A 25,031-nucleotide genomic window follows, 5' to 3' on the forward strand; every position below is an offset into this window, starting at 1 on the left:
CGAATAATCCGGTCCTCGGGTCGAGCCCGAGGACGACGGAGTTGGGCGGGGTGATGGATATAACCAAAATCTATCACGCATCTGCAAATAAGTGATTGGGCTTATCTGCTGCGATGCGGTAGGAAGCGGGCCTCCCCAACCTCCCAACGGAATGGAAGCCCTGCATGGCCCTCATCAACACGACCATCAAACCCTTCACGGCCGAGGCCTATAAGGACGGCAAGTTCCTGACCGTCACCGAGGCCGATGTGGCGGGCAAGTGGGCGATCTTCTTCTTCTATCCGGCCGACTTCACCTTCGTCTGCCCGACCGAGCTGGAAGACCTGGCCGACAACTACGCCGAGTTCCAGAAGCTGGGCGTCGAAATCTATTCGGTGTCGACCGACACCCATTTCTCGCACAAGGCCTGGCACGACTCCTCGCCGGCCATCGGCAAGATCACCTACACCATGCTGGGCGATCCCTCGGGCCTGGTGACCAACAACTTCGACGCCATGCGTCCGGGCGTCGGCCTGGCCGACCGCGCGACCTTCCTGGTCGATCCGGACGGCGTGATCCAGTTCACCGAGACCACCTCGGAAGGCATCGGCCGCAACGCCGCCGAACTGCTGCGCAAGGTCAAGGCCGCGCAATATGTGCGGTCGCACCCGGGTGAAGTCTGCCCGGCCAAGTGGGAAGAAGGCGAAGCCACCCTGGCGCCGTCGCTCGACCTCGTCGGCAAGATCTAAGACGGAACGCCTATCGGGTCCGGCCTTCGGGTCGGACCCACCCGGCCGCCGCCCTGTTTCGTGGGGGCCGGACCCTATCGCGCAAGCCTCGCCGGGATCGGCTCGAAGGCGGCGCGTCACCCTGGAATTCGAGGACTGCCCCATGCTGGACGCCAATCTGAAATCTCAGCTCGAGAGCTACCTCAAGAACATCGTCCATCCGGTCGAACTGGTCGCCTCTCTGGGCGCCGGGCCCAAGTCGCAGGAGCTGAAGACCCTGCTGGAGGAGATCGTCTCGGTCTCGCACGGCAAGGTCGAGATGGGCCGCGACTATGACGACGAACGCCAGCCCAGCTTCCTGATCCGCAGGAAGGGCACCGACATCGGGGTGAGGTTCGCGGGGATTCCGCTGGGCCACGAGTTCACCTCGCTGGTGCTGGCCCTGCTGCACGTCGGCGGCCATCCGTCCAAGGCGGCGCAGGAGGTGATCCAGCAGGTCAAGGACCTGGAGGGCGACTATGTGTTCGAGACCTATTTCTCGCTGTCGTGCCAGAACTGCCCCGACGTGGTGCAGGCCCTGAACCTGATGAGCGTGCTGAACCCGCGCATCAAACACGTCGCCATCGAGGGCGGCCTGTTCAAGGACGAGGTGGACGAGCGCAAGATCATGGCCGTGCCGACGGTCTTCCTGAACGGCGAACTGTTCGGCCAGGGCCGGATGGAGCTGGAGCAGATCGTCGCCAAGCTGGATTCGGGCGCCGAGGCGCGGGCCGCCGAGCGGCTGAAGGCCAAGGACCCGTTCGACGTCCTGGTGGTCGGCGGCGGTCCCGCCGGGGCGGCGGCCGCCATCTATACGGCGCGCAAGGGCATCCGCACCGGCATCGTGGCCGAACGGTTCGGCGGCCAGGTGCTGGACACCATGGCGATCGAGAACTTCATCTCGGTGCCGCACACCGAGGGGCCGAAACTGGCCGCCCATCTGGAACAGCATGTCCGCGAGTACGAGGTGGACCTGATGAACCTGCAGAAGGCGGCCAAGCTGATCCCGGCCAAGGTTCCGGGCGGGCTGCACGAGGTGGTGCTGGAGAACGGCGCCAGTCTGAAGTCGCGCACCGTCATCCTGTCGACCGGCGCCCGCTGGCGCCAGATGAACGTGCCGGGCGAGGACCAGTACAAGAACAAGGGCGTGGCCTATTGCCCCCACTGCGACGGGCCGCTGTTCAAGGGCAAGCGGGTGGCGGTGATCGGCGGCGGAAACTCCGGCGTCGAGGCGGCCATCGACCTGGCGGGCATCGTGGCCCATGTGACCCTGATCGAATACGACAGCGAGCTGCGGGCCGATGCGGTGCTGCAGAGGAAGCTGGCGACCCTGCCGAACGTGCGGATCGTCACCTCGGCCCTGACGACCGAGGTGCGCGGCGACGGCGAGAAGGTGACGGGCCTGGTCTATAAGGACCGCAACTCCGACGCCCATCACGACGTCGATCTGGAAGGCGTCTTCGTCCAGATCGGCCTGGTGCCGAACACCGAATGGCTGCACGGCGCCGTCGCTCTGACGACGCGCGGCGAGATCGAGGTGGATCACCGGGGCGAGACGTCTCAGCCAGGCGTCTTCGGGGCGGGCGACGTGACGACTGTGCCCTATAAGCAGATCGTGGTGGCGATGGGTGAGGGCTCCAAGGCAGGGCTGGCCGCCTTCGACTATATGATCCGCACCGTCCCGGCCGAAGAGGCGGTCGAGGCGGCCTGACGTCCAGGGCGGTTTTCGCTGTAAGGCGAACCGTGTAAGCGCAGGCCAGGTTTAAGGCGGAGCGCGATATGACGGCGGCATCCTCGGGCCGGCTGTGGGGCGTCGCCTCCGGCCTGGGCGCAGGCGCGATGTGGGGGCTGGTCTTCCTGGCGCCCAAGTTTGCGCCCGAGGCCTCGCCCCTGCTGCTGACCGCCGGGCGGTATCTGGCCTATGGGCTGATCGCCGCCGTCCTGATCGCCCCGCGCTGGCGGCGGCTGGCGCCCTTGATCGAGGCGCGGACATGGCGCGCCCTGGTCTGGCTGAGCCTGGCGGGCAATCTGGTCTATTTCGCCTTTGTCGTGGTCGCAGTGCATCTGGCCGGGGTGGCGGCCTCGGCCCTGATCGTCGGCATGGTGCCGGTGGTGGTGGCCCTGTGGGGGCTGAGGGACCGCAGCGGACCGTCCCTGTCACGCGCGGCGCCCCCCATCGTCCTGGCCGCCCTGGCGGTGGCCCTGATCGGCTGGCGGGCCCTGGCTCAGGGGGAGGCGGGGGCGGAGGGACCGACGGGGGCTCAGGCCCTGATCGGCTTGGTCTGCGCCCTGGGCGCCCTGGCGTCCTGGTCGGCCTATGCGGTGGGCAATAGCCGCTGGATGGCGCGGCTGCCCGAGGTCTCGCCCCATGACTGGTCCCTGCTGACCGGCGTCGTGACCGGCGGCCTGGCATTGATCCTGGCGGTCCCGGCGGTTTGGACCGCCCAGGACTGGAGCGGGGGGCAGTGGCTGCATCTGGCGGGGGTCTGCCTGGGCGTGGCCCTGTTGGCCTCCATCATCGGCAACGCCCTGTGGAACCAGGCCAGCCGCCGCCTGCCCCTGTCCATGCTGGGCCAGATGATCGTGTTCGAGACGGTGTTCGCCTTCGTCTACGGCTATGTCTGGGAGGGGCGGGGGCCGGCCCTGGTGGAGGTGCTGGCCATACTGATGATGATCGTCAGCGTCATCTGGTGCGTGCGCGCCCACGCCCCGCCACGCGGCGCGGAGGAGCCGCCGCACTGATCACGGCGGCTCAGTGCAGCTTGAGCCGACCCGAGACGCGGCGGTGCAGCAGCCGTGACAAGGCCAGGATGACGGTGCGACGGACGCCCAGAATGGCCCGGTGGTGGTCCAGGTGCAGGGCCATATAGGCCCATTTGGCGATCAGCCCCTCGATCAGGAAGTTCGGCCCGCTCAGATTGCCCATCAGCGATCCCACGCCCCGGTCCCCGCCCAGCGACACCAGCGACCCCCGGTCGCGATAGACATAGGGGCCGGGATCGCGAGCCGGGTCCGCCAGGGCCTGGGCCAGATAGGCGGCCTGTTGGGCGGCGGCCTGGGCGCGGGCGGGGACCGGGCGCCCGTCGGGGCCTGGCGCTTCGGCGCAGTCGCCCAGGGCGTAAATGTCTGGGGCGGAGGTCCGCAGCCGGTCGTCTACGACGAACTGATTGAGACGTCCCGTCGTCAGGCCGAGGTCGCGGTTGGTCTCGGCGGCCTTGACCCCTGCGGCCCAGACGATCAGGTCGGCGGGGACTGCGCCTCTGGACGTCTCCAGCCGGTCCGCATGAACGGCCTGGACCTTGGCGTCGGTCAGCAGCCTAACCCCCTTGGCCTCCAGGGCCTGGGCCGCCTTGGTCGAAACCCGTTCCGGGAGACCGCCCAGGATGCGGGGCGCGGCCTCCACAATGGCGACGTCGATGTCGAACCTCTGGTCCGGCGTCAGGCCCGCAGACAGTTCGTCATGGCCTTCGATCAGTTCGGTGGACAGCTCCACCCCCGTGGCGCCGGCCCCGACGATGGCGATGCTCAGCCTGCGATCATCCGAATAGGCCGCAGCCAGGAAGGCGCTGGTCAAACGTTTGTTGAAAGCCTCGGCGTCGGCGACGTCTTCCAGAAGATGGGCGTGTTCGGCGGCGCCCGGCGTGTTGAACAGGTTCGAACCGCTGCCGATCGCCAGGACCAGGGTGTTGAAGGCCAGGGTGCGCGGGGCCACCAGGACGGCGCCGTCCTGATCGCGGATTTCACCCAGGGTCAGGGTCTTGTTCGCCGGATCGAGCCCGGTCAGGTCGCCGAAGGCGAAGCTGAAATGATTGCGGCGCGCCAGGACGGGATAGGACAGCCCCTCCTGATGGCTGTCCAGCGATCCGGCCGCCACCTCATGCAGGCTGGGCTTCCACAGGTGGAAGATGGAGCGGTCGATCAGCAGGACGCGCCGGCGCCCCTCGCGCGGTCCGAACCGACGGCCAAGGCGGGCGGCGAGCTCAAGCCCGCCTGCGCCGCCGCCGATGATGACGATGTCATGAACGGGCCGCGGCGCGGCGGCAGGGGAGGAGGAAGCGGTTTGCGTCATGGGGATCTAGCGAGGCTTTATCGGCAGGGTTCCACTGGCCCCTATGTGGACCCGGCGAGACCGTTTGTCGCGCCCGTTGACGCGATATCGGCTCTGTCTTAGCCATAAGAGGCGGCGATCCGGGCCCCTCTGGCGATCCCTTCCGATCGCGATGTCGGCCGCCTCTCGACATTGATGGAGGTAGACGTGGATTTTCTGCTGGCCGAATGGCTCGGCAAGCCCGCATGGATGTGGGTCGGCTTTATCGGAATCGTGGCCCTGCTGCTGGCGCTCGACCTGGGCGTGCTGAACCGCAAGGATCATGAAATCGGGGTTCGCGAGAGCCTGCTGCTGTCTTCGATGTACATCGCCATCGCCCTGGCGTTCGGCGGCTTCGTCTGGTGGGAGCTGGGGTCGGAAAAGGGGCTGGAGTATCTGACCGGCTTTGCGATCGAAAAGAGCCTGGCGATGGACAATGTCTTCGTCATCGCCATGATCTTCGGGGCCTTTTCCATACCGCGCATCTACCAGCACCGGGTGCTGTTCTGGGGCATCGTCGGGGTGATCGTCCTGCGGGCCCTGATGATCGCGGGCGGGGCGGCCCTGGTCAGCCGCTATGAGTGGGTGCTGTATCTTTTCGCGGCCTTCCTGGTCTTTACCGGGATCAAGATGTTCGCCGCCCGTCACGAGACCGAGCAGGACATCGCCGACAATCGGCTGCTGGCCTGGCTGCGTCGCCGCCTGCCGGTGACGGAGACCTTGCACGGACACGCCTTCTTCGTGCGTCAGCCGAACAAGACGGGCCGGACGGCGCTGCACGTCACGCCGCTGTTTCTCGCCCTGGTGATGATCGAACTGGCGGACGTGGTGTTCGCGGTGGATTCGGTGCCGGCCATCTTCGCCATCACCACCGACCCCTATATCGTCTACACCTCGAACATCTTCGCCATTCTGGGCCTGCGGGCGCTGTATTTCGCCCTGGCGGCGGTCATCCACCGCTTCGCCTATCTGAAACAGGCCCTGGCCGTGCTGCTGATCTTCATCGGCGGCAAGGTGATCGCCGCGCCCCTGATGGGACTGGACAAGATCCCGCCCGCCGTCTCGCTGAGCGTGACGGCGGCCATATTGGCCGCAGGCGTCGGCTATTCGCTGTGGCGGACCCGATCGGAGGACGCCAAGCCCGTGTGAACCGAGCGGCCGGCCTGAGGTTCAGGCCGGCTTTTCTTCCAGCCGCTTGTCCAGATAGGCGCCGACGCGGCGATCCACGGCGGCCATATGATCCTGCCAGAAGTGGCTGGCGCCCTCTTCCAGCTCATAGTCGATGACGATGCCCTTCTGGGTGCGCAGCTTGTTGACCACCCGCTCCACCTCGACCGGGGGGACGATGGTGTCGGCCGTGCCGTGCAGGAACAGGCCCGACGCCGGGCAGGGCGCCAGGAAGCTGAAGTCGTACATGTTCGACGGGGGCGAGACCGAGATGAAGCCGTCGGTCTCGGGTCGGCGCATCAGAAGTTGCATGCCGATATAGGCGCCGAACTGATAGCCCGCGACCCAGGTCTGGCTGGCGCCGGGATTGTTGGCCTGAAGCCAGTCCAGCGCCGTGGCCGCGTCCGCCAGCTCGCCGATGCCGGAATCGAATTCGCCCTGCGACTTGCCGACGCCGCGCGAATTATAGCGCAGGGTGGCGAAGCCGCGCTGCTGGAACAACTGGTGCAGGGTGACGGCGACCGGGTTGTTCATATGACCGCCCGCCTTGGGATGCGGGTGCAGGATCAGGGCGATCGGGGCGTTCGGGCGCTTGCCCGGAGAATAGCGGCCTTCGATGCGACCGGAGGCGCCGGGCAGGATGACTTCAGGCATAGGGGCTCTGGAATCCGTTCAACTGTCATTTCGCGCGAGCGTAATACTTGACCGCCGAGGTGGGACTTTCTAAGTCCCTCCGCAAGCGCGCCGCCTTTGCGAAGGCGCGGGTTCTAACACAAGAGCCCTGGAAAGCGCGCAATTTTTGAAGGTGCGATATGCGTCTGTCGACCAAGGGACGATACGCCGTCATGGCGATGGCCGATCTGGCGAAGAATGGACGCGGCGCCGGCGGGGAAATCCGGGCGGTTTCCTTAGCCGAGATCGCCGCGCGGCAGGAGATTTCGCTGAGTTACCTGGAGCAGCTGTTCGCCCGGCTGCGCAAGAGCGGCCTGGTCAAGAGCGTGCGCGGGCCCGGCGGCGGCTATCGCCTGGCCAAGGGCGCGGATGAGACGGTGGTGGCGGAAATCGTGCTGGCCGTGGACGAGCCGATCCGCGCGACCCGGTGCGTGGCGCACGGAACACCCAAGGGTTGCATGCTGGCCGGCGAGCGCTGCATCACCCACAACCTTTGGGAAGATCTGGGCGACGAGATCCATCGCTATCTGGCCGGGGTTTCGCTGGAGGATGTGGTGATGAACCGCACCGGCCGGCGACGCCAGCATGTCGATCCGCCCGTGGCGGTGGAGGCGGCGGCATGAGCGCGGTCTATCTGGACTACAACGCCTCAGGGCTGGTGCGGCCCGAGGTTCTGGAGATCATGACCAAGGCCCTGGCCGACAACGGCAATCCGTCGGCGGTCCACGCCGCCGGCCGTCGGGCGCGGGCGCGGATCGAGACGGCGCGCGCCCAGGTCGCCGAACTGGTCGGCGCCGATCCGACGGCGGTGGTGTTCAACTCGGGCGGCACCGAGGCCAATGCGCAAGCGATCGCCAGCGCCCTGGCGGCCGGGTGCGAACGGCTGATCGTGTCGGCGACCGAACATCCGTGCGTGGCCGAGGCTGCGGCGGCGGCAGGCGCGCCGGTCGAGATTCTGCCGGTCGATGCGAACGGCTTGGTCGATCTGGCCTGGCTGGCCGAGGCCTTGGCGCGGCCCGGTCGGGCGGTGGTCGCCATCCATCATGCGAACAATGAAAGCGGCGTGATCCAGCCGATCGCGCAGGCGGCGGCCCTGGTGCGGGCCGCCGGCGGCTGGCTGCACGTCGACGCCATCCAGTCGGCGGGCAAGATCGCCGTCGATATACGGGCTCTGGATGCGGACAGCCTGACCCTGTCGGCGCACAAGCTGGGCGGTCCCCAGGGCGTCGGCGCCCTGGTCTTCAAGGAAGGCGTGTCGGGCGTGCGCATCCTGCACGGGGCGGGGCAGGAACGGGGCCTGCGCGCCGGGACCGAGAACGGGCCCGGGATCGCCGGGTTCGGCGTCGCCGCCGTTTGCGCCGCGCGCGATCTGGAGACAGTCGCTTCGCATGCGGCCTGGCGTGACGCCGCCCAGGCGCGGGTCAAGGCGGCCGGGGCGACCATCATCGGCGAGGGCGCCGATCGCCTGCCCAACACCCTGTTTTTGGCCGTCGAGGGCTGGGACAGCCCGCAACAGTTGATCACCCTGGATCTGGCCGGGTTCATGGTGTCCGCCGGTTCGGCCTGTTCCTCGGGCAAGGTCAAGCCGTCCAAGACGATCAGCGCGATGGGACTGAATAGGCTGGCCACGGGGGGCGTGCGCGTCTCCGGCGGCTGGGGCACGACCGAGGGCGACTGGGCGCGGTTCGCCGACGCCTGGGTGGACGCCTGGACCAAACACAAGGCACGCGCCGCCGCGCGCGTGAGAGAGGTCGCCTGATGGCCGCCGTCAAGGAAACCATCGACACCGTCGCCGAACTGGAACGGTACAAGTACGGCTTCACCTCGGATGTGGAGCAGGAGTTCGCCCCCAGGGGGCTGAACGCCGACATCGTGCGCTTCATCTCCGAAAAGAAGGGCGAGCCGGAATGGATGCTGGAATGGCGCTTAGCCGCCTATGAACGCTGGCTGGCGATGGAGGAGCCGACCTGGGCGGCGGTTCGTTACGAGCCCGTCGATTATCAGGACCTGTTCTACTACGCCGCGCCGAAGAAGAAGGAAGGGCCGAAGTCGCTGGACGAGGTCGATCCCGAGATCCTGGACGTCTACAAGAAGCTGGGCATTCCGCTGAAGGAGCAGGAGGTTCTGGCGGGGGTGCAGGGCGCCCCGCGCGTGGCCGTGGACGCCGTGTTCGACAGCGTGTCCGTGGTCACCACCTTCAAGGAGGAGCTGGCCAAGGCGGGCGTGATCTTCATGCCGATTTCCGAGGCCTTGCGCGAATATCCTGAGCTGGTGCGGAAATATCTGGGGTCGGTGGTGCCGGTCTCGGACAACTATTTCGCGGCCCTGAACAGCGCGGTCTTTTCGGACGGGTCGTTCGTCTACATCCCGCCGGGCGTGCGCTGCCCGATGGAGCTGTCGACCTATTTCCGCATCAATGCGAGCCAGACGGGCCAGTTCGAGCGCACCCTGATCATCGCCGACAAGGGCAGCTACGTCTCGTACCTTGAGGGCTGCACCGCGCCGATGCGCGACGAGAACCAGCTGCACGCGGCCGTGGTCGAGATCGTGGCCCTGGACGACGCCGAGGTGAAATATTCGACGGTCCAGAACTGGTACCCCGGCGATGCGGAAGGGCGGGGCGGCATCTACAACTTTGTCACCAAGCGCGCCGATTGCCGGGGCGACCGGTCCAAGGTGTCCTGGACCCAGGTCGAGACCGGTTCGGCCGTCACCTGGAAATATCCGTCCTGCATCCTGAAGGGCGACGACAGCTCGGGCGAGTTCTATTCCATCGCCATCACCAACGGGCGTCAGCAGGCCGACACCGGCACCAAGATGATCCACCTGGGCAAGAACACCAAGTCGCGGATCATCGCCAAGGCGGTGTCGGCGGGTCGGTCGGACTCAACCTATCGCGGCCTGGTTTCGGTGCATCCGAAGGCGACGGGGGTGCGCAACTTCACCCAGTGCGACAGTCTGCTGATCGGCAAGGAGTGCGGCTCGCACACCATCCCCTATATCGAAGCCCGCAACGGCTCGGCCCAGCTGGAGCACGAGGCGACGACGACGCGCCTGTCGGACGACCAGCTGTTCTACGCCCAGCAGCGCGGCTTGTCGCAGGAGGAGGCGGTGGCCCTGCTGGTCAACGGCTTCGTCCGTGACGTGCTGCAGGAACTGCCGATGGAGTTCGCCGTCGAGGCGCAGAAGCTGGTGGCGATCAGTCTGGAAGGCTCGGTCGGATGACGGATCGACGGGCGGGGTTCGCCAACAAGGTCACGAAGGGGGCGCCGTCATCAGGCCTGATGAACGACAAGCGCGCCAACGAGCGCCTGAGGCGTACGGTTGAATGGCGGACGCCGACGTCAACCGAGCAAAAGGCGTTTGAAGCTCACAGGACGCTGAAAACGTACGCGGACTTTCTCGTCGCGGCTGTCGAGACCGATGACGAGAGCTGGATTCTGATGGAGCGCGTCTGGCACGGCTTTCCCGATCCGCCTCGCTGGATATTCATCGCATTCGGGCCGGACGGCCGGACGATATGCGGTGGCGATTTTGACCATATCCCCACGAATTGGACAATGCCCGAAGGCGCGATCCTGGCGTTGGAAGAGACTGTTTGACGATGCTGACTATATCCAACCTCCACGTCTCCGTCGGGGACAAGCCGATCCTCAAGGGGCTGACGCTCGACGTTCCCGCCGGCGAGGTGCACGCCATCATGGGGCCGAACGGGGCCGGGAAGTCGACGCTGGGTTACGCCCTGTCGGGCCGGCCCGGATATGAGGCGACTGAAGGCGCGGTCGAATGGGCGGGCGAGGACCTGCTGGCGCTGGAGCCGGCGGAGCGGGCGGCCAAGGGCGTCTTCCTGTCGTTCCAGTATCCGATAGAGATTCCCGGCGTCCCGGCCCTGACCTTCGTGCGGACGGCGCTGAATGCGCAGAAGCGCGCGCGGGGCGAGGAGGAGGTGGCGGCGCCGGCCTTCCTGAAGCTGGTCCGCGAGGCGTCCCGAAGCCTGAAGATGGACTTCGACATGCTCAAACGTCCTTTGAACGTCGGCTTCTCCGGCGGAGAGAAGAAGCGGATGGAGATCCTGCAGATGGCCCTGCTGGAGCCGTCGCTGCTGATTCTGGACGAGACCGATTCCGGCCTGGACATCGACGCCCTGCGGATCGTGTCGGAAGGGGTGAATGCGCTGCGGTCGCCGGATCGCGCCATGCTGGTCATCACCCACTATCAGCGCCTCTTGGACTATATCAAACCGGACCGGGTCCATGTGCTGGCGGGGGGGCGGATCGTGGCCTCGGGCGGGCCGGAGCTGGCGCTTCAGCTGGAGGCGGAGGGGTATGACAAATATCTCCCGCCGGTGCTTGAGGGGGCGGCGTGAGCGCGACCTTCGCCATCGACTTGGCCGACGCCTCGACCTTTCCGTCGCGGCGAGATGAGGCGTGGAAATACAGCGATCTGAAGCGGTATCTTCGCGAGGCGCCTGAGCCGTCCGGCACGGCGACGGTGGGCGCGCCGGGGCCCTTTTATGACCTCGGCGGCGAGGCTGTCGTCTTCGCCAACGGGCGGGCCGTGGGCGTGACCGACTTCATCGCCTCGGGCGAGCAGACGCTTCGGCTGCGCTACATCTCCGACGCCGTGGGCACGGGCCACACGGCGAGTGCGCGGGTGGCGGCGCGGGCGGGCGCCAAGCTGCTGCTGTTGGAGACGCATGAGGGGGCGGGCTCGGCCTATGTCGCCCACAATACGCTGGAGCTGGATGTGGCGGCCGGGGCCGAGGTGACGCGCGTCGTCCTGGTCGAGGAGCCGGAGGACGCCATTTCCGTGTCCGAGGCCCATGTGAAGGTCGAGGCGGGCGGCGTCTATCGCCAGACCGTCATCGCCACCGGAGCCAGGCTGCAACGGATCGAGACCCGGATTTCCCACTTCGCCCAGGGCGCACAGGTCCAGGCCGACGGTCTTTATCTGCTGAACGGATCGCGCCACGCCGACCTGACCAGCGTGGTGCGGCACTTGGAGCATGACGGCGCGACCAGCCAGCTGATCAAGGGCGTGGCGCGCGACACGGCGCGGGGCGTCTTCCAGGGGAAGATCGTGGTCGAGCGCGGGGCCGACGGCACGGATGCGCGGATGGGGCACCACGCCCTGATCGCCTCCGAACGGGCCGAGATCGACGCCAAGCCGGAACTGATCATCTACGCCGACGACGTGCAGTGCGCCCACGGCAATACGGTCGGGGCGCTGGACGAGAGCGCCCTGTTCTACATGCAGCAGCGCGGGGTTCCGGCCGAGGAAGCGCGCGCCCTGCTGACCCAGGCCTTCCTGATCGAGGTCATCGACCGGATCGAGCACGAGGGCGCAAGAGAGGTGGCGCGGGAATGGCTGACGGCTCGGTTGTGACCCTGTTTGATCCCTACGCCGTCCGGGCGCAGTTTCCGATCCTGTCGCGGCAGGTGAACGGGAGACCGCTGGTCTATCTGGACAACGCCGCCTCGGCCCAGAAGCCGCGCGCGGTGATCGACGCCCTGGTGGCGACGATGGAGGGCGGCTACGCCAACGTCCACCGCGGTCTGCACACCCTGTCGAACGAGGCGACTGAGGCCTTCGAGAAGGCGCGGGAGATCGTGGCCCGCTTCCTGAACGCCGAGAGCGCGGAACAGGTGGTCTGGACCAAGGGCGGGACCGAGGCGATCAACCTTGTGGCGAATGGGCTGGGTCTGTCGATCCAGCCGGGCGACGAGATCATCGTCTCGGAGATGGAGCATCACTCCAACATCGTGCCCTGGCATCTGCTGCGTGAGCGGCGCGGGGCGGTGGTCAAGTGGATTCCGGTCAGGGATGACGGGTCTCTGGACATGGCGGCCTACGCCGACCTGCTGGGGCCCAAGACGCGGATGGTCGCCGTCACCCATATGTCGAACGTGTTGGGGACCATCAATCCGGTCGCCGAGATCATCCGTCTGGCGCATGCGGCCGGGGCGCAGGTGCTGATCGACGGCTGCCAGGGGGCGGTCCATGCGACGCCGGACGTGCAGGCGATCGACTGCGACTTCTATGTGCTGACCGGCCACAAGCTGTTCGGTCCGACCGGCATCGGCGCCCTGTACGGCAAGGCCGAGGCGCTGGAGGCCCTGCCGCCCTATCAGGGCGGGGGCGAGATGATCGAGACGGTCGAGCAGGACCGCGTAACCTACGCCAAGCCGCCTCATCGGTTCGAGGCGGGGACGCCGCCCATCCTGGAGGCCATCGGCCTGGGCGTGGCGCTGAAATGGCTGACCCAATATGATCGGGCAGCGGTTCAGGCGCATGAGCATGCGCTGTACCAGCATGCGGTTGATCGCCTGCAGGGGCAGAACTGGCTGCGGATCCTGGGTCAGGCGGAAGGCAAGGGCGCGATCCTGACCTTCGCCGTCGAGGGTGCCCACGCCCACGACGTGGCCCAGATCATGGACCGTTACGGGGTGGCGGTGCGGGCCGGACTGCACTGCGCCGAGCCGCTGGCGAAAAGAATGGGGGTGACGTCGAGCACCCGCGCCTCCTTCGCCCTATATAACACGGTGGAGGATGCCGACGCCTTCGTGGATGCGCTGATCAAGGCGCGGAACTTCTTCGTGTAACGCCATGACAGACGACCCTATTCAAGACAGCGACGCCTTCAAGGAAGCCTGGGCCGAGCCGCAGCAGAGCGCCCTGTCTCAAGCCGAGCTGGACAGGCTGACCGAGGATCTGATCGGGGCGCTGAAGACCGTCTATGATCCGGAAATCCCGGTCGATATCTATGAGCTGGGGCTGATCTACCGGGTGGACGTCAATGACGACCGCGACGTGGTGGTGGACATGACCCTGACTGCGCCGGGCTGTCCCGTCGCCGGCGAAATGCCGGGCTGGGTCGAGACGGCGGTGGAGAAGGTGGAGGGCGTCCGCAGCGCCAAGGCCAATCTGGTGTTCGACCCGCCGTGGGACGCCTCCAAGATGAGCGACGAGGCCAAGCTGGCCCTGAACATGTTCTGATGAGCGAACTTCAAACCACATCCCGTCCCCGCCGCCCGCGCCCCAAGGTCGTGACCCTGACGGACGCCGCCGCCGCGCGCGTGCGCGAAATCCTGGACAAGGCCGACAACAGCCACATCGGCCTGCGGATCGGCGTCAAGAACGGCGGCTGCGCAGGCCAGGAATACACCTTCGCCTATGCCGATGAGATCGGCCCCCTGGACGAGGTGGTCGAGGACAAGGGGGTCACCATATTGATCGAGCCCAAGGCGGTGCTGTTCCTGATCGGCACCGAGATCGACTATGAGACGACCCGCCTGTCGTCGAAGTTCGTCTTCAACAATCCCAACCAGACCGACGCCTGCGGCTGCGGCGAGAGCGTCACCATCGTGCCGGCGGCGGCGGACTGAGGCATGCTCTAGCCGAAGGTGAAGGCGAAGACCTGGACGCCGGGGTCAAGGAATTCGATCTCGAACGTGTGTTCCCGCACCGGGCCGGCTTGGCGGATCAGCTGATACAGACGCTGGCGATCGACGCGGCCCTGGCCCTGGGCGTCGATGTCCGATCCCGCGTCGGGTCCGGGCGGGGCGCCGTCGATCCGGACCCGGAAGCGTAGCCCGGCGGCGCCTTCACCCGGCCCCATGACCAGATGCAGGTCGCGCGCCTTGAACCGGAAGGCCAGGCGTCCGCCCGGCGCCGTCAGGGCGGCGTGTTCCCGCGTCACCCGCCAGGAGCCCGCCAGGCTCCAGTCGTTCAGCTGTAAGGCCGCCGGCCCATAGGTCTTGACGGCGTCGCGCGCGAAACCACCGGGCGAGCGGAAATTCTCGGCCCTGGCGTAGCCGACATAGGTCTCGGGCGAGGCGAGCTGGGCCATGTCGGCGGCGGCCTCGGCGCCCTGGGCCTGGACCTGAACCAGGTCAGAGGCGACGTCGGCGGCGCCCGCCTCTTTCAGCAGTTGCTGAATGACCCGTTCGGACCCGTCATAGTCGCCCTCGCCGAAATGGTGGTGGCGGATCCGGCCCTGGGCGTCGATGAAATAGTGGGCGGGCCAGTACTGGTTCTTGAAGGCGCGCCAGACGGCGAAGTCGTTGTCCATGGCTACCGGATAGGCGACCCCGAGACGGGCGACGGCCTCGCGCACATTGGCCTCGGACTTTTCGAAGGCGAACTCGGGCGTGTGGACGCCGATCACAACCAGTCCCTGATCCTTATATTTTTCGGCCCAGGCGCGGACATAGGGCAGGGCGCGCAGGCAGTTGATGCAGGAATAGGTCCAGAAGTCGACCACCACCACCTTGCCGCGCAGTTGCTCGCGGGTCAGGGGCGGCGAGTTGATCCAGGTCGTGGCGCCGGACAGGGGCGGCATGACGCCCTCGACCGGCAGGTTGTTCAGGTCGGCGGGGGCGGTGTTGGTCGGGACGCCGCGGCCGACCGTCGTCAGCAGGGCCTGTTCGAGCCGTCCCGTGCCGGCGGCCGAAATCCGGGTCAGCAGGCCGGTGTCCAGGCCCAGAGCGATGGCGGCGACCCCGACCAGAACCAGAACCCCCAGGCCGCGCCGCACCCATTCGCCGACGCCCAGGGCGCCCTTCATCGCCTTGAACACCCGCCCGCCGACCAGCAGGGCCAGGGCCAGGGAGGTGGCGGCGCCCGCCGCATAGGCGAGCAACAGGACGGTCGAGCCGACGCCGGCGCCCTGCAAGGCCGCGCCGGTCAGGATCAGCCCCAGGATCGGGCCTGCGCAGGGCGCCCACAGCAGGCCGGTCGCCACGCCCAGCAACAGGGAGGATCGCACCTCGCCCCGGTCGTCCGAGCCGCGCTGGACGCGATCGGTCAGCCAGGACCCGGCCGCCACGAAGGGCCGCATCAACCGGTCCCCTACGGCAGGGATCAGCAGGCTGAGGCCCAGCGCCGCCATGACCGCCAGAGCGATCCATCGCCCGACCTCATTGGCCCGCACCGCCCAGCCGCCGCCGAGCGCCGCCAGACTGGCCACCCCGGCGAAGGTGACGGCCATGCCGACCAGGAGAGGCAGGCCGTTGCGGACGAACGGTCGATCCGCCCGAGCGAAGACGAACGGCAGGACGGGCAGGATGCAGGGGCTGACGATCGTCAGGACGCCGGCGAGATAGGACAAGAGAAACAGGATCATGCGGGCGCCCGATGCGGGTGGAGTTCTCCACATACGAAGCCGGGCGGCCTTCGGTTACCCCGCCGATGACATTATCTCCCACAGATAGACGACCTGCCGGCCGCGAACGGGCTAGACTTCGCGCTTCCGATCCCCGATTCGCTGGCCCATGACGATCCACGCTCCGCCGCCGGAAGGCGGCCGTATCATCGACGAGCCGATGGAGACGGCGCTCAGCCGTCGCTATCTGGCCTACGCCCTGTCGACCATCACCAACCGCGCCCTTCCCGACGTCCGGGACGGGTTCAAGCCCGTGCACAGGCGCATCCTGTACGCCATGCACCAGATGCGGCTGAACCCGCAGGCGGCGGCGCGCAAATGCGCCAAGGTCGTCGGCGAAGTCATGGGGGGATACCACCCTCACGGCGACGCCTCCATCTATGAGGCCCTGGTGCGCCTGGCCCAGGACTTCGCCCAGCGCTATCCGCTGGTCGACGGCCAGGGGAATTTCGGCAATATCGACGGCGATAGCGCTGCGGCCATGCGCTATACCGAGTGCAAGCTGACCGCGGCCGCCGTCCTGCTGCTGGAGGGGATCGACCAGGACGCGGTCGATTTCCGCCCCACCTATGACGACCAGGACGAGGAGCCGGTCGTCCTGCCGGCCGGCTTCCCCAATCTGCTGGCCAACGGGTCTTCGGGCATCGCCGTGGGCATGGCGACCTCCATCCCGCCGCACAATGTCGGCGAACTGATCGACGCCTGTCAGCTGTTGCTGGAGCGGCCCGAGGCGACCACGGACGAGCTGGTGCAGGTGGTCCCCGGACCCGACTTCCCCACCGGCGGCGTGGCTGTCGAAGGCCGCGCAGCCATTCTGGACGCCTATGAGACGGGCCGCGGCGGGGTGCGGCTGCGCGCGCGCTGGGAGACCGAGGACCTGGGCCGCGGCGTCTGGCGGATCGTCGTCACCGAAATGCCGTACCAGGTGCAGAAGTCGCGCCTGATCGAAGCGCTGGCCGACCTGATCGAGCAGAAGAAGGCGCCCCTGCTGGGCGATGTGCGCGACGAGTCGGCGGAGGACATTCGCCTGATTCTGGAGCCCAAGAATCGGACCATAGAGCCTGAAATGCTGATGGAAAGTCTGTTCAAGCTTTCCGATCTCGAGGTCCGTTTCCCGATCAATATGAACGTGCTGGACGCCGACGGCACGCCGCGCGTCATGGGGCTGAAGGCCTGTCTCAAGGCCTTCCTGGATCACCGGCGCGAGGTGCTGAACCGCCGGTCGCAATGGCGGATCGCCCGGGTCGAGAAGCGGCTGCACCTGCTGGAAGGCCTGCGCATCGTCTTCCTGAACCTGGACGAGGTGATCCGCATCGTCCGCGAGGAGGAACAGCCCAAGGCCGTCCTGATCGCGCGCTTCGGCCTGACCGAGGTCCAGGCTGACTTCATCCTCGACACCCGGCTGCGGCAGCTGGCGCGTCTGGAAGAGATGACGATCGAGAATGAATTCAAGGAGTTGTCGGAAGAACTTGCCAATCTGAAGGCGCTTACGTCGTCGGAAGGCAAGCAGTGGAAGGCTGTTTCCAAAGAGCTTGAGGCGGTGCGCAAGGCGCTGATCTCGCTGCGGCGCACGACGATGGGCGAGGCGGTCGACGCCTCGGCCTTCGTGGCCCCCGAGGCCTTCATCCCGCGCGAGGCCATCACCGTCATCCTGTCGGAGCGCGGCTGGATCCGCGCCGCCAAGGGCAAGGTCGAGGATCCGTCGGAGCTGAAGTTCAAGGAAGGCGACAAGCTGGCCTATCTGGTTCCGGCCTATACGACGGACAAGCTGCTGGTCGGGGCGTCGGACGGCCGGATCTTCACCATCGGCGCGGACAAGCTGGCGTCGGGCCGCGGCCACGGCGAGCCGCTGCGGCTGATGATCGACCTGGACGAGAAGGCCGAGATCATCAATCTGCTGGCGCACCAGCCGGGCGGCAAGCTGCTGATCGCCTCAAAGGCCGGCTACGGCTTCATCGCGCCCGAGGACGACACCCTGGCCCAGAAGCGGGGCGGCAAACAGGTGCTGAACGGCGAGATGCTGGCCATGCTGCGCGTGCCGACCAGCCCTATGGGGGATCACGTCGCGACGATCGGCGAGAACATCAAGACCTTGATCTTCCCTCTGGCCGAACTGCCCGAAATGGGGCGCGGCAAGGGTGTGAAGCTGCAGAGCTTCAAACAGGGCGGCCTGGCCGATGTGACGGTCTTCAACGCCGAACAGGGGCCGGAATGGGCCGACGGCGGCGGTCGGCGGCGCAACTGGCCCGACTGGAAGGACTGGCTGGGCAAGCGCGCCGGGGCCGGTCGCCAGGGGCCGAGGGGATTGCGGAAGTTCAGATAGGGGGCGGCTGGTCTTCCAGCCGCATCCAGCCCAGCTTGCCCAGCACCTCCAGGGGGCGGAAGTCGGCCTTGTAGTCCATCTTCTCCGAGCCCCGGACCCAGTAGCCCAGATAGACGAAGGGCAGGCCCACCTGGGCCGCCTGACGGACATGGTCGAGGATGGCGAACCGACCCAGACTGCGGCGGTCAAGACGCGGGTCGTAGAAGCTGTAGACCATGGACAGGCCGTCTCTGAGCAGGTCCGTCAGGGTCACGGCGACGAGGTCGCCGGGGCCGCCGTCGTCGGACGGCAGGCGGTATTCGATCAGATGGGTGCGGACGGCCGTGTCCTCGACCATGGCGACATAGTCGAGCCAGCCCATATCGCTCATGCCGCCCAAGGGGTGGCGGCTGGTCAGATAGCGGCGCAGCAGCTGGAACTGTTCGGTCGTGGCCTCGGCCTCGACCAGGGCGCGCGTCAGGTCGGCGTTGCGCGCCAGAACCTTGCGCTGGGATCGGCTGAAGGCGAAGTCCGGCACAGGCAGGCGGACGGAGACGCAGGCGTCGCAGGCTTCGCAGGCGGGGCGATAGGCGATGTTCTGGCTGCGGCGGAAACCCGCCAGGGTCAGTTCGTCATTGACGTGGGCGCCGTCCGAAAAAGGCAGGTTTGCGAAGACCTTCCGTTCCGTCTTGCCCGGCAGATAGGGACACGGGGCGACCGAGGTCATGAAGAACCGGAGCTGGCGTGTCGGCACATGTTGGGTCACGACTCTAGGTCCGCACCCGATCTGGCCCAAAATAGGACGGTCTGACGCTCATGCCGCGATTTGGCGCGATTGAGCGCTCGGCGGCAAGCGCCAGGGCGCCACAGCCGCTCAGGATCACAGCGAGGTGTCCATAGGCAGGACCGGGGCCTCGCGCAGCAGGACGATGGCGATGCGGCGGTTGCCGGGCAGGCTGGGATCGTCGGGATAGAGGGGGTCAGAGCCCGCCTTGCCGGCGACCGAATAGACCCGATCGGGGTCCACGCCCGCGCTTTGCAACACCAGGCGCGAGCCGTTGGCCCGTTCGGAGGATAGGGTCCAGTCCGCCGGGCCGCTGGCGCGGTTCGACCCTGGCGTGGCGCTGGTGTGGCCGGTGATGGAGATGCGGTTGGGCAGCTGGTTGATCACCTTGGCGACCGCGCGCAGCAGAACCTGAGCCCGCGCATTGGGGCGGGCCGAGTTGTTGTCGAACATGGACCGGCCTTCCTGGTCCACCAGCTGGATGCGCAGCCCTTCGGGCGTCTGGTCCACGATCAGCTGTTTGGACAGTTCGGCCAGTTCCGGCATCGACTGCATGGCCTGACGCAGCGATTCCGCCGCACTGGCGAACTCGGCCGCCTCGCGCTTCTGGATTTCGGCCTGGAGGGCTGCGTCGCTGGCGGAGGTGAGGTTTGAGCTGGGGCCGGTGTTGGTCGTCTCCGGCGGGGCCTCGGGCGCCAGCTGTTCGATGACCGACTGCGAGCCGGAGCTCTTGGGACCGTCGTCGCCCAGCGCCGTGCCGCCCAGAAGGCCGCCCGAACCCGAGGTGGTTTCGGACACGCTGGCGGGGGCGAAATATTCGGCGATGCCCTTCTTCTGTTCCGGGTCGGTCGTGTTGATCAGCCACATCAGCAGGAAGAAGGCCATCATGGCCGTCACGAAGTCTGCATAGGCCACCTTCCAGGCGCCGCCGTGGTGGCCTCCGCCGGAAACCTTTTTCACCTTCTTGATGAGGATCGGACGATCGCTCACGGACATGGACGCACCCCGGCAAGTTCGCGGCAGCATGACGCGGCAAGGTTAACCGCCCGTTGACCCCCAGCCTGGGTTGAACCTTGGGGCGACCCAGCCTAGTCCAAGGCGGAAACACGGGAGCCTGCCATGAAGATCGCTTTCGCCGGCCTCGGGGTCATGGGCGCCCCGATGGCGCGCCACCTGGTGAACGCCGGCCATCCGGTCGTCGGCTTCAACCGCACCCCCGCCAAGGCCCAGGCCTGGGCCGAGGCCGTGGGCGCGCGGGCGGCCGAGACCGTGTCGGAGGCGGCGCAGGGGGCGGAGCTCTTCATCCTGTGCGTCGGCAATGACGACGACGTGCGGGCGGTCGTGACCGAGGCCCTGCCGCACCTGGCCGAAGGGGCGGTCATCGTGGATCACACCACGACATCGGCCAAACTGGCGCGGGAAATGGCCCAGGCCGCGGCCGAGGCGGGGCGCGTCTTCATCGACGCCCCGGTCTCAGGCGGTCAGGCGGGCGCAGAAAACGGCCAGCTGAGCGTCATGGCCGGCGGCGAGGCCGAGGCCCTGGCCCGGGCGGAACCGGCGCTGACGGCCTATTCCAAGGCGATCAAACATATGGGGCCGGCGGGCTCGGGCCAGCTGACCAAGATGGTCAATCAGATCGCCATCGCCGGCGTGGTCCAGGGCCTGGCCGAGGCGGTCCATTTCGCCCAGGTCGCGGGCCTGGATACGGACGCGGTCTTCGAGGCGGTATCCAAGGGCGCGGCCCAGAGCTGGCAGATGGACAATCGCTGGAAGACCGCCGCCCAGGGCCGTTTCGACTTCGGCTTCGCCGTCGATTGGATGCGAAAGGACCTGGGCCTGGTTCTGGACGAGGCGCGGTCGAACGGGGCGCGTCTGGCCCTGACGGCTCTGGTCGATCAGTTCTACGCCGAGGTTCAGGCCATGGGCGGCAATCGCTGGGACACCTCCAGCCTGGCGGCGCGGCTTCAGCCCAAGGACTGAAGCCACCGGTACGGGCGGGTTAAGCCGTCTCCCAGCCCTTTTCGATCGCCCAGACTGCGAAGGCGTAGTCGTGGGCGACCTCCTTCAGATAGTCGAACCGGCCGGCGGCGCCGCCGTGGCCAGCCTCCATATTGATCTTCAGCAGGACGGGCTTGCCCGAGGTGGTGGCCGGCCGCAGTTTGGCGACCCACTTCTCCGGCTCCCAGTAGGTGACGCGCGGATCGGACAGGCCGCCCGTCGCCAGGACGGCGGGATAGGCTTGGGGCTTCACCTGATCATAGGGGCTGTAGCTCATCATATAGTCGTAGGCGTCCGGGTCCTCGATCGGATTGCCCCATTCGGGCCATTCCGGCGGGGTCAGCGGCAGGGAGGTGTCGCTCATCGTGTTGATCACATCGACGAAGGGCACCTGGCCGATGATCCCGGCCCAGAGGTCCGGCCGCATATTGTTGACGGCGCCCATCAGCATGCCGCCGGCCGATCCGCCCTGGGCCACGATGTTTCCGGCCGTGGCGTAGTTCTGCGCGATCAGATGTTCGGCGGCGGCGATGAAATCGGTGAAGGTGTTCTTCTTGGTCATCCGGCGGGCGCTGAGAAACCAGCCCCAGCCCTTGTCCGATCCACCCCGGATGTGGGCGATGGCGTAGATCCAGCCGCGATCCACCAGCGACAGACGATTGGTCGAGAAGCCCGCCGGCATAGGGATGCCGTAGGAGCCGTAGCCGTACAGCAGCAGCGGGGCCGAGCCGTCGATCGGCGTGGTGCGGCGGCGCAGGACGGTGACAGGCACCAGTTGACCGTCGGCGGCGGGGGCGTTCAGCCGTTCGACCACATAGTCTTCGATATTGTGGCCCGACGGGATTTCCTGGGTCTTGCGCAGCGTGCGTTCCCGCGACGCCATGTCGTAGTCATAGGTCTGGGTCGGGGTGGACGGCGAGTTGTAGCTGTAGCGGGTCGTCGTGGTGTCGAACTCCGACGCGCCCGACAGCGACAGGGCGAAGGCCGGTTCATCGACGGCGATCGCATGTTCGGCCCCGGCGCGATCGCGGATGATGATGCGGGTGTTGGCGTCGGCCCGTTCCTGGCGCGCCAGATGATGGCGGGTCAGGTCCACCCCCTCGATGAACCGGCCCGGCGTGTGGGGGACGAGATCCGTCCAATGCGCCCTGCCGGGCGTCTCCGTCGGCGCCTGAACGATCTTGAAGTCGATGGCGTCGTCGGCGTTGGTGCGGATCACCCAGCGGTCGTCCCAGTGATCGACGTCATAGCGGACAGCGACCTGACGCGGCTCCAAAACAACCGGCGCAGCGGTCGGGTCGTCGGCGGGAATATAGCGGGCCTCGGACGTCTCCTGGTTCTGGATGCCGATGACGATGAACCGGTCGTCGGCGGTGCGGCCGACGCCGATGAACATGCCGTCGTCTTCCTCCTCATAGACCAGGGTGGTTTCGCCGCCGCGCGCCGGACGGCGGAAGATCTTGTCCGGACGTCCGTTGTCGTCCCGGTTGGTCCAGAAGATCCACCGGCTGTCAGGCGAGAAGGTGAAGTCGCCGGTGGCGCTCTCGATGACCTCGGGCAGGACTTCGCCGGTCGCCAGATCCTTGACGTAGATCTTGTGCACCTCGGACCCTTGCGCGTCCTCGGCATAGGCGAACAGGCTGTGGTCGGGGCTGTGGGAGGCGGCCGAGACTTCCGAATAGGCCTTGCCTTCGGCCAATTCATTGGCGTCCAGCAGCAGTTGGGGCGTCGGGGCGACGATGAAGGTCTTCGTCACCGGTCGGCCCTCGACCATCCAGGTCCCTTGGCGTTCCACGCGCATGTAGCGGGGATGCTGATCGCCCGTGCGGTACTCGACATAGTAGGTCCAGTCGCCGTCAGGCGCGGGGACGGAACTGTCGTCCTCCTTGATGCGTCCGCGCATCTCCTGGAACATCGTCTCCTGGAGGGGGAGGGTCGAGGCCATCATGGCTTCGCGATAGGCGTTTTCGGCCGTCAGATGCTCTTTGACCTCGGCCTTGATCAGGGTCGGATCGCGCAGCACCGCCTGCCAATTGTCGTCCTTCATCCACTGATAGTCGTCGGTGCGGGTGCGCCCCAGCTGTTCGATGACGACGGGGATCTTCTTGGCGACAGGGGGTTGGGGCATCGAGGCTCCGGAAGACTGGCGGGCGAGGGCGGGGGAGGCCGAGGCGGCCAAGGCCGTCGCAGCGGTGGACAGGAGGATTTGGCGTCGGTTCATGGTCGGCTCCCGGGCGTGCGGATGCGACCTTGGGCGTTCGGGCCGCCCAAGGTCAAATCAAGATCGCGTCGGGCGTCAGCCCGCCAGGGCCTCGACCGTCATCCGTTTCAGCAGGTCGCCGCCCTGGCCCACGGCCGCCAGACGGCTGGAGACATGGCCCAGAACATTGGCGGCGTAGAGTTCATAGAGGTCCAGCTTGCCCTGCAGCCAGATCGGATCGCCGTCGGCGGCGTCCAGCCGCGCCTTGGCGGCCAGCGCCCCCTTGGCCAGCATCCAGCCGCCGATGACGTCGCCCAAGAGCTTCAGATAGGCGTCCGCCGCGGCCAGGACGTCGGCCGCCGCATCCGGGTCGGCCTTGCGGTCCAACAGCCACAGGGTGGCGTCCTCCACCGCCTCGACGGCCGTGGCGAACCGTTCGACCGGCTTGCCGGCATAGAGGCCAGAGAGGTCGGCCAGCGTCGTCTTCATGTCGGCGATCAGGGCCTTGGCCGCCTCGCCCCCGTCCATCGACAGTTTGCGCCCGACCAGATCCATGGCCTGGATGCCGTTGGTGCCCTCGTAGATCGGGGCGATTCGGGCGTCGCGATAGTATTGAGCCGCGCCCGTCTCCTCGATGAAGCCCATGCCGCCATGGACCTGGACGCCCAGGGAGGCGACTTCGCATCCGACGTCGGTGGACCAGGCCTTGGCGATGGGGGTGAACAGGTCCTCGCGGGCCTTCCAGCGGCGGCGCGCCTCTTCCGTTTCGGCATGACGGGCCAGGTCGGCGGCGACGCCGGTCGACAGGCACAGGGCGCGAGCGGCCGCGGTCTTGGCCTTCATCACCCCCAGCATCCGGCGCACGTCCGGATGATCGAAGATGGGGGCGTTGGCTTCTCCGGTCCAGACCGACCGACCCTGGCGGCGGTCCAGCGCATAGGCCAGGGCGTGCTGATAGGCGCGTTCGGCGATGCCGACGCCTTCGACTCCTACGGCCAGGCGGGCGGCGTTCATCATGACGAACATATGGGCCAGGCCCTCGTTCGGACGTCCGACCAGTTCGGCGCGCGCGCCCTCATAGGCCATGACGCAGGTGGGCGAGGCGTGGATGCCCAGCTTGTGCTCGACCCCGACGGGACGGAAGGCGTTGCGTTCGCCCAGGCTTCCGTCGTCCTTGACGAGGAATTTCGGCGCCAGGAACAGGCTGATCCCCTTGGGCCCCTTGGGCGCGTCGGGCAGGCGCGCCAGGACCAGATGGATGATGTTGTCCGTCGCGTCGTGATCGCCCCAGGTGATGAAGATCTTCTGACCGTGGATGGCGTAGGTTCCGTCGCCGTTCGGCGTCGCCGTCGTGATCAACGAGCCCAGGTCCGATCCGGCGCCCGGCTCGGTCAGCACCATGGCGCCGGTCCATTCGCCGCTGACGAGCTTGTTCAGATATCGGTCCTTCTGTTCGGGCGATCCCACCTGCTCCAGGGCCTCGATCGCCGCCAGCGACAGCATGGGGCAAAGACCGAAGGCCATGTTGGCGGAGTGGACGGTCTCATAGGCCGCCAGCTCCAGGGCCTTGGGCAGGGCCTGGCCGCCCGCCTCGACCGGCGCCGACAGACCGGTCCATCCGCCGGCGGCGAACTGGCGATAGGCGTCGGCGAAGCCGGGAGCGGCCGAGACGGCCCCGTTGGCGTAGAGCGAGCCCTTCTGGTCCCCGATGCGGTTCAGCGGGGCCAGAACCTCCTGCGAAAACTGTCCCGCCGCCTCCAGCACGGCCGAGGCGACGTCGGAATCGTAATCCGGAAAGGCGCCGGTGGCGGCGACGTCCGCCATGCCGGCCACGGCCTCCAGGGTGAAGGCCAGATCACGAACGGGGGCGCGGTAGCTCATGGGTTTCCTCGATGTCCTTTCCGGCTTAAGT

Annotated in this window: 22 protein-coding genes; 15 read left to right on the forward strand and 7 right to left on the reverse strand. The window is 67.2% G+C overall.

Annotated features, from left to right (window positions below):
* The first annotated feature begins 164 nt into the window (after positions 1-164).
* The 3 genes from ahpC to ACZ5M6_RS10245 all read left to right on the forward strand — a co-directional run bounded on the left by ahpC (position 165) and on the right by ACZ5M6_RS10245 (position 3,488).
* Positions 165-728 (forward strand): alkyl hydroperoxide reductase subunit C, encoded by a 564-nt coding sequence (ahpC, locus tag ACZ5M6_RS10235; protein WP_464158466.1) that lies wholly within the window; start codon positions 165-167, stop codon positions 726-728.
* A 142-nt stretch (positions 729-870) separates the two neighbouring features.
* Positions 871-2,457, forward strand: a complete 1,587-nt coding sequence (gene ahpF, locus ACZ5M6_RS10240) for an alkyl hydroperoxide reductase subunit F (RefSeq protein WP_182713644.1) — start codon at positions 871-873, stop codon at positions 2,455-2,457.
* Between the two features lie 68 nt (positions 2,458-2,525).
* Positions 2,526-3,488, forward strand: coding sequence for a DMT family transporter (locus ACZ5M6_RS10245; protein WP_464158468.1), 963 nt, complete (start codon positions 2,526-2,528; stop codon positions 3,486-3,488).
* 10 nt (positions 3,489-3,498) lie between these two features.
* Here ACZ5M6_RS10245 and ACZ5M6_RS10250 read toward each other — a convergent pair whose 3' ends face one another.
* Positions 3,499-4,815 (reverse strand): NAD(P)/FAD-dependent oxidoreductase, encoded by a 1,317-nt coding sequence (locus ACZ5M6_RS10250; protein ID WP_464158470.1) that lies wholly within the window; start codon positions 4,813-4,815, stop codon positions 3,499-3,501.
* 174 nt (positions 4,816-4,989) lie between these two features.
* Here ACZ5M6_RS10250 and ACZ5M6_RS10255 point away from each other — a divergent pair, with 174 nt between their 5' ends.
* Positions 4,990-5,982: a TerC family protein gene (locus tag ACZ5M6_RS10255; protein ID WP_464158472.1), complete on the forward strand. Its 993-nt coding sequence runs from the start codon at positions 4,990-4,992 to the stop codon at positions 5,980-5,982.
* 21 nt (positions 5,983-6,003) lie between these two features.
* Here ACZ5M6_RS10255 and ACZ5M6_RS10260 read toward each other — a convergent pair whose 3' ends face one another.
* Positions 6,004-6,654: an alpha/beta hydrolase gene (locus ACZ5M6_RS10260; protein ID WP_054765621.1), complete on the reverse strand. Its 651-nt coding sequence runs from the start codon at positions 6,652-6,654 to the stop codon at positions 6,004-6,006.
* Between the two features lie 158 nt (positions 6,655-6,812).
* On the opposite strand from ACZ5M6_RS10260, the gene ACZ5M6_RS10265 reads away from it, so the two are divergent.
* The 9 genes from ACZ5M6_RS10265 to ACZ5M6_RS10305 are packed head-to-tail and all read left to right on the forward strand — an operon-like array spanning position 6,813 to position 14,057.
* Positions 6,813-7,295 carry an Rrf2 family transcriptional regulator gene (locus ACZ5M6_RS10265; protein WP_054765622.1) on the forward strand — a complete coding sequence of 161 codons (483 nt, stop codon included), beginning with the start codon at positions 6,813-6,815 and terminating at the stop codon, positions 7,293-7,295.
* Positions 7,292-8,431 (forward strand): cysteine desulfurase family protein, encoded by a 1,140-nt coding sequence (locus ACZ5M6_RS10270; RefSeq protein WP_464158474.1) that lies wholly within the window; start codon positions 7,292-7,294, stop codon positions 8,429-8,431. Before ACZ5M6_RS10265 ends, ACZ5M6_RS10270 begins: the two co-directional genes overlap by 4 nt.
* Entirely contained in the window at positions 8,431-9,897 is a 1,467-nt protein-coding gene (gene sufB, locus ACZ5M6_RS10275; RefSeq protein WP_054765624.1) for a Fe-S cluster assembly protein SufB, read from the forward strand. Before ACZ5M6_RS10270 ends, sufB begins: the two co-directional genes overlap by 1 nt.
* 59 nt (positions 9,898-9,956) lie before the next feature.
* The gene (locus ACZ5M6_RS10280; RefSeq protein ID WP_464158476.1) at positions 9,957-10,274 is read left to right on the forward strand and encodes a hypothetical protein; all 318 of its coding nucleotides are present in this window, start codon (positions 9,957-9,959) and stop codon (positions 10,272-10,274) included.
* Positions 10,275-10,276: 2 nt separating this feature from the next.
* Entirely contained in the window at positions 10,277-11,038 is a 762-nt protein-coding gene (sufC, locus tag ACZ5M6_RS10285) for a Fe-S cluster assembly ATPase SufC (RefSeq protein ID WP_182713656.1), read from the forward strand.
* Positions 11,035-12,057 carry a Fe-S cluster assembly protein SufD gene (gene sufD / locus ACZ5M6_RS10290; RefSeq protein ID WP_464158478.1) on the forward strand — a complete coding sequence of 341 codons (1,023 nt, stop codon included), beginning with the start codon at positions 11,035-11,037 and terminating at the stop codon, positions 12,055-12,057. Before sufC ends, sufD begins: the two co-directional genes overlap by 4 nt.
* On the forward strand, positions 12,036-13,274 hold the full coding sequence (locus ACZ5M6_RS10295) for an aminotransferase class V-fold PLP-dependent enzyme (protein WP_464158480.1): 1,239 nt from the start codon (positions 12,036-12,038) through the stop codon (positions 13,272-13,274). The genes sufD and ACZ5M6_RS10295 overlap by 22 nt, the downstream gene beginning before the upstream one ends.
* A gap of 4 nt (positions 13,275-13,278) precedes the next feature.
* Positions 13,279-13,668, forward strand: coding sequence for an SUF system Fe-S cluster assembly protein (locus ACZ5M6_RS10300; RefSeq protein WP_287104396.1), 390 nt, complete (start codon positions 13,279-13,281; stop codon positions 13,666-13,668).
* Positions 13,668-14,057, forward strand: coding sequence for a HesB/IscA family protein (locus ACZ5M6_RS10305; protein ID WP_183215633.1), 390 nt, complete (start codon positions 13,668-13,670; stop codon positions 14,055-14,057). Before ACZ5M6_RS10300 ends, ACZ5M6_RS10305 begins: the two co-directional genes overlap by 1 nt.
* Before the next feature lie 8 nt (positions 14,058-14,065).
* Here ACZ5M6_RS10305 and ACZ5M6_RS10310 read toward each other — a convergent pair whose 3' ends face one another.
* Positions 14,066-15,796, reverse strand: coding sequence for a cytochrome c biogenesis protein DipZ (locus ACZ5M6_RS10310; protein WP_464158482.1), 1,731 nt, complete (start codon positions 15,794-15,796; stop codon positions 14,066-14,068).
* Positions 15,797-15,944: 148 nt separating this feature from the next.
* On the opposite strand from ACZ5M6_RS10310, the gene parC reads away from it, so the two are divergent.
* Positions 15,945-18,158, forward strand: a complete 2,214-nt coding sequence (parC, locus tag ACZ5M6_RS10315; RefSeq protein ID WP_464158484.1) for a DNA topoisomerase IV subunit A — start codon at positions 15,945-15,947, stop codon at positions 18,156-18,158.
* On the opposite strand, the gene ACZ5M6_RS10320 is transcribed toward parC, so the two are convergent.
* Both ACZ5M6_RS10320 and ACZ5M6_RS10325 read right to left on the reverse strand, forming a co-directional pair.
* Positions 18,151-18,903, reverse strand: a complete 753-nt coding sequence (locus tag ACZ5M6_RS10320; protein ID WP_183215627.1) for an arginyltransferase — start codon at positions 18,901-18,903, stop codon at positions 18,151-18,153. The two genes, parC and ACZ5M6_RS10320, sit on opposite strands and share 8 nt — an antisense overlap.
* A gap of 114 nt (positions 18,904-19,017) precedes the next feature.
* Positions 19,018-19,917 (reverse strand): flagellar motor protein MotB, encoded by a 900-nt coding sequence (locus ACZ5M6_RS10325; protein ID WP_054765635.1) that lies wholly within the window; start codon positions 19,915-19,917, stop codon positions 19,018-19,020.
* A gap of 123 nt (positions 19,918-20,040) precedes the next feature.
* Between ACZ5M6_RS10325 and ACZ5M6_RS10330 the strand changes: the two genes are divergently transcribed.
* A complete protein-coding gene (locus ACZ5M6_RS10330) occupies positions 20,041-20,901 on the forward strand; it encodes an NAD(P)-dependent oxidoreductase (RefSeq protein WP_464158487.1) in 861 nt (286 codons plus the stop codon).
* A 19-nt stretch (positions 20,902-20,920) separates the two neighbouring features.
* On the opposite strand, the gene ACZ5M6_RS10335 is transcribed toward ACZ5M6_RS10330, so the two are convergent.
* Positions 20,921-23,140 carry a S9 family peptidase gene (locus tag ACZ5M6_RS10335; protein WP_464158489.1) on the reverse strand — a complete coding sequence of 740 codons (2,220 nt, stop codon included), beginning with the start codon at positions 23,138-23,140 and terminating at the stop codon, positions 20,921-20,923.
* Between the two features lie 75 nt (positions 23,141-23,215).
* Positions 23,216-25,000, reverse strand: a complete 1,785-nt coding sequence (locus tag ACZ5M6_RS10340; RefSeq protein ID WP_464158491.1) for an acyl-CoA dehydrogenase — start codon at positions 24,998-25,000, stop codon at positions 23,216-23,218.
* Positions 25,001-25,031: the final 31 nt, after the last annotated feature.

This window comes from Brevundimonas sp. Br13 (genome assembly GCF_055391505.1).